Origin of the sequence: Thermogemmatispora onikobensis (assembly GCF_001748285.1) — a bacterium.
GTDB classification, from domain to species: Bacteria; Chloroflexota; Ktedonobacteria; order Ktedonobacterales; family Ktedonobacteraceae; genus Thermogemmatispora; species Thermogemmatispora onikobensis.
Window position 1 is genome coordinate 1 of sequence record NZ_BDGT01000099.1, and the last position, 4,683, is coordinate 4,683.

The 4,683-nt window shown below is 60.2% G+C and carries 4 protein-coding genes; 3 read left to right on the plus strand and 1 reads right to left on the minus strand.

Features of this window, described 5'->3' with window-relative positions; all coding sequences use genetic code 11:
* The 3 genes from BGC09_RS21845 to BGC09_RS21855 all read left to right on the plus strand — a co-directional run.
* On the plus strand, positions 1 to 687 hold a 687-nt coding region (locus tag BGC09_RS21845; protein ID WP_141727918.1), incomplete at its 5' end, for a S1 RNA-binding domain-containing protein.
* Positions 688 to 1,224: 537 nt separating this feature from the next.
* On the plus strand, positions 1,225 to 1,872 hold the full coding sequence (locus tag BGC09_RS21850; RefSeq protein ID WP_069806318.1) for a uracil-DNA glycosylase: 648 nt from the start codon (positions 1,225 to 1,227) through the stop codon (positions 1,870 to 1,872).
* Between the two features lie 463 nt (positions 1,873 to 2,335).
* The gene (locus tag BGC09_RS21855; RefSeq protein WP_218104137.1) at positions 2,336 to 3,118 is read left to right on the plus strand and encodes a L,D-transpeptidase; all 783 of its coding nucleotides are present in this window, start codon (positions 2,336 to 2,338) and stop codon (positions 3,116 to 3,118) included.
* 370 nt (positions 3,119 to 3,488) lie between these two features.
* Here the strand turns inward: BGC09_RS21855 and BGC09_RS21865 are convergent, their stop codons facing one another.
* Positions 3,489 to 4,202, minus strand: coding sequence for a zinc ribbon domain-containing protein (locus BGC09_RS21865; RefSeq protein WP_069806321.1), 714 nt, complete (start codon positions 4,200 to 4,202; stop codon positions 3,489 to 3,491).
* Positions 4,203 to 4,683: the final 481 nt, after the last annotated feature.

Consider the following 4,683-nt stretch of genomic DNA (forward strand, 5'->3'; position numbering starts at 1 on the left):
CAGGATGAGACCGGCGCCAAGATCGATATCGAGGACGACGGGACGGTCAATATCGCGGCCACTTCCAGCGAGGCGATGCAGCAGGCGATGGATGCCATCCGCGCTCTGACCGAAGAGGTGGAGGTCGGTCGCATCTATACGGGTACGGTGCGCCGCCTGGTTGACTTTGGCGCCTTTGTCGAGATTCTGCCCGGTAAGGAGGGCCTGGTCCGTACCTCGCAGCTCGCCGATTATCAGGTCTCGCGCCCCGAGGATGTGGTTTCGGTGGGCGATGAGATTACGGTGATGGTGATTGAGGTCGATTCGCAGGGCCGCATCAATCTGTCGAGGCGTGCTGCTCTCAGCGGTGAGTTGCCTTCGCAGGCCGAGCTGGATAGCGACCGCGCTGCCAGCCGTGGTGGACGCGATCGCGGTGGCTCGGGCCGTGGCGGTGGCTATGGCGGCGGGCGCGACCGCGATCTGGCTGCACCTGGACGCAATGTCAACTACGGGGGGGGCGGGCGCGACCGCGGTGGCTACTCTGAGCGCGGTGGGGGCGGACGCTCGCCTGGCTACAATAGTGGAAACTTCGGTGGTGGGCAGCGCCGTCCGATGGGACCCGGTGGCCCTGGGGGCCCGGGCCGTGGCCCTGGTGGTCCGCGGCGCGACAGCGGCTTTGGCCCTCGCCCCAACGAGCGCCGCTGGTAGCGCTCGCTGCCTGCGAGGACGCCAGAGCTGATCGTCAGTCGCTGCGGCATCGCTCGGTCGCAGGCACCGCTTGCGCAGACTTGAGCGGCTAGCTGCCAGACAGACTCCGTCAGCGTCTGAGGTAGGAGGGGGCCGCGCTGGAGCCGCTTCGGCCAGCAGGCTGCCCTCCTCTCTTTGCTTCTCGCTCATTCACTCGCTTACTCGCTTATTCGCCCGCTCAGTTCCACTGGCGTGGCGCGTCGTCCCCCGCAGTGGGCGGAGGGAGCACTGTGTCGCTGTTGAGCCGGGCCGCCCGCGGATGTGACGATCGCGCCCTCTTGACCTTGATTGTACGATGGCTTCAGGCGCTGATGGCCTTCTCCCGGCCATGTCAGGTCAGTGCCGATCATACGGCGAAGCCGTCCAGGATCTGTCTTCGCCGACAGTACCTGCAGGTCCTATGCCTCTTGCGGCGAGGGCTAAAACGTCCCATAATGGTTGCCAATCCAGAAAGTGACCTGCGCCGATAGAAAAGAGCAACTTACTAGAGAGGTATCTATGTCGCCAGAGGAGATTCTACGGGAGATAGCTGCGGAGGTCTCTGTCTGCACGAAGTGTGGCCTCTGTAAGGGACGCACGAAGGCCGTCCCAGGCGAAGGTCCCCCAAATGCCCGCATTCTCTTCATCGGTGAAGGACCTGGCTATCATGAGGATAAGCAGGGGAGGCCTTTTGTGGGGCCTGCCGGCCAGTTCCTCGATGAGCTGCTGCAGAGCATTAACCTCAAGCGCTCCGATGTCTTTATCACCAATGTGGTGAAGTGCCGTCCTCCCGATAATCGTGATCCCCTCCCCGAGGAGATCAGCGCCTGCAACGATTACCTGGATCGCCAGATTGCTGCCATCAAGCCACTGCTGATTGTGACGCTGGGACGCTACTCGATGGCCAAGTTCTTTGGCACGGCCAAGATTAGCGCGATTCATGGCAAGGCTCAGAAGAAGGATGGCTATATTTGTATAGCAATGTACCATCCCGCAGCTGGTCTCCATCAGGCAAGCCTGAAAGAGACGATTCGCCAGGACTTTAAGAAGATCCCGGTGGTACTGGCCGAGGCCGAACGCCTGGCTACCGAAGGGAAGCTCGGCCCTACCAGCTCGCCAGCGGCCAGCCCCCCAGAGGAACCACCTCAGCAACTGTCGCTCTTTTAGCTGATGGACTGGCCGGCTGGCCTTGCTGAACCACGCCGCTCCTCTGTCCTCTGGAGTTGCTGGCAGCGCTGGCTGCTCTCTGCAGAGCCTCTGGAGGAGAGGAAGGCAATCGCCGGAGATGAAAGGGGCACTGCTGGACACGCAGTTCGCTCACAACCAGACAGGATCTCTTTTGTCGCTCTCTCATGATGGCTGGGATAGGCCAGTCAGCCAGTCAGCCAGTCAGCCAGGGACGCCCACGGCGGGCGTCCTTCTTTGTTGCAGATTCTCCTCTCCCTTTTTGGGCGTGTCTCTCTGAGAGATGCCCGAGTTTCTTGCTCGTTGGCACTCATTTGCTCCTGGCCAGAAAGTACTTGCAGTGAATACTTTGACACATGATGATCTACTGACTCTTGCTTGCTAGCTTTACGTCACGTATACTGAGAGCAGCAAGCACGGTTGCCCTTTAGAAATGGAGGATACGATGCGAGCAATTTCCCGGAAACATATTGCTCTTATGATGTTGCTCGCCTTCCTCGTAGCACTGACCTTCTCGTTTACTCCCCTCCCCGGCGCCAGTGCGACCGCCCAGGCCGCAACCACCTGGAAGGGCATTACTATCAACTGGTCAAACGTGCGTCGAGGCCCGAGCACTCAATACGGAATTGTAAGTGTTTATGCGCCAAATACAAGTGTAACGGTCTATGCGAGTGTTGCGGGGCAGAATGTCTGGGGGAGTCCCTACTGGTATCGGATCAGCCCCTTGAATAGTGCCCCACTCTACATTTATAGCGGCCTGGTCGTCAAGGCGCAGAGCAGCAGTCAGGCCAGCCCCCCCTATGGCAGCGGTAAGGTCATAGTCGTCATCTTATCGAAGCAATGGCTCTATGCCTATGACAACGGCAAACAGGTCTTCAATACGGCGATCACCTCCGGGCGGCCCTCTCTCTCCACGCCGACGGGAACCTTCCATGTATTGCGCAAGCTGCACCCGACGACCTTCTATTCTCCCTGGCCTCCTGGTTCGCCCTACTATTATCCGCCAACGTTCATTAACTATGCGCTAGAATTCGACTGGGGTGGCTACTTCCTCCACGATGCCTGGTGGCATGGGGTCTTTGGTCCTGGCACGAATGGCTGGCACTATGATCCTGTGGCTGGTTGGACTTGGGGTTCGCATGGTTGTGTGGAGATGTCGGTGAAAGCGGCGGCCTGGCTCTATAACTGGGCGCCGGTGGGAACGACGGTCATTATCAAGTCGAACTAGTCGCCTCGTTCATTGACTGACCAGATTCTGCCAGGATGGCTGTGCTTGCTATCTCTCTCATCTGCTGGCCGGCGAGCGAGCAATCCGCCAGCATGACTATCACGCCTCCGCGCCGTCGCGCGGAGGCGCTGCTCGCCGGCCAGCTTACAGGCTTGCTCTTGCCTTCCCCGTCCGTCGCTCCCGAGCCATGCATTATCTCGGCGCTCTTCTCAACCCCACAAGTTCAGGTTGTCGCCTGCCCTGGCCCGTTCGCTTCCTTCCTCCTTTCCTCCCAGGTTGGCCCATCCTCGTCCTCTCCAGAGCGGTCGCCCGTCTCGTCTGTATTGCTCATCGCAGCTGCCTGCCTCGGCAACGTCAGCCGGGCGGGCTGCTAGCGGTCGTAAAAGAGAATGCGCCCGCAGTTACTACAGGTTTGGATCTCAGTGCCAAGGCGCACGCGTTGCATCTCACTGGAGGTCAACAGTACACGGCACCACTGGCACGAGTTCTGCTCGACGCGCGAGATCGCCCGGCCCTGGCGGGTGCGTCTCAGGGTCTCGTAGCGATGCAGCAGGTCGGCGGCCAGCGAACCAGCCAGGATGGCGCGTTGCTCTTCAAGAGTGCGACGGCGCTGCTCCAGCTGGTCGAGGCGGGCGCGCTGCGTGGCACTCTGCTGCTCCCAGTCCTCTTCGGCTCGGCGTAGCTCCTCCTCTCGCTGAGCTACCTGATGCTGCAGCGTCTCAATGAGATCCATCACCTCCAGCGTTTGCTCCTCCTGACGGCTTTGCTGCGCTCTCAGGTGTTGCACCTCCTGCTGCAAGCTGGTCAGCTCTTTGGGACTGGTCACGCTACCGCTGTAGAGGCGCTGCTCTAGTGTCTGCAGACGGCGATTGATCTCCTCTAGCGTCCACTCCGCCTCTTGCTGAGCCTGCTGCCCGGCTTGTAGTTGCTGCCGGGCGCTGGCCAGCTCTTGACGCAGCTTTGCCAGGGCGCGGTTGTCGCGCAGGGCCTGGGTGATCGCCTGCCGCTCTGAGGCGAGGCGCTCAAGCTCAAGGTCTAGCTGTTGAAGCTGAAAGAGTGGAGCAGCAACATGAGTCGTGCTCATGATCGAAGCGTCTCCTTTCCGGGCTGCTGCCCTGACCGGTCGACCAGACCGGCTCCCCATGTGCGCAAGAAGGAACTAGCCTGTATTGTATCTCTTCTGACGCTCCTTGGGCAAGGATCGTGCGGCGCTCAAAGGATTGTTCTCTTGCTTCTTATCAGACAGAATACTCAATTCAGGTAAAAAAAGAGAGCGGGCAGCGACTCGCAAAGCGAGAGCGGGCTGAGGGCAGGCAGGAGAGGCCCCTCCAAAATGGCCGCTTGAGCGAGCAAGCGTTGTCAAGATCAGATGGATCAGTAATAATAAGGTTTGTCCTGGGAGACAGACGGCTGGCCATGAGCAGGCTGCCTGCCGGACAGCGCCCGAGTAATCGCATTGGGAGGATCTGATGACAACCAAGCCTATTCCCGACCTGGCAACCATTGAGGAGCTGAGCAGGAGCTGGCAGGAGCGAGGTGTTCGCCATGTGGTTTTCGAGTTGCCC

What these genes read in the sequence shown, in the direction of transcription:
- BGC09_RS21855 (WP_218104137.1), top strand. Translation starts at nt 2,336, where the DNA reads ATGCGAGCAATTTCCCGGAAACATATTGCTCTTATGATGTTGCTCGCC.
- BGC09_RS21865 (WP_069806321.1), bottom strand. Translation starts at nt 4,202, where the DNA reads ATGAGCACGACTCATGTTGCTGCTCCACTCTTTCAGCTTCAACAGCTA.
- BGC09_RS21850 (WP_069806318.1), top strand. Translation starts at nt 1,225, where the DNA reads ATGTCGCCAGAGGAGATTCTACGGGAGATAGCTGCGGAGGTCTCTGTC.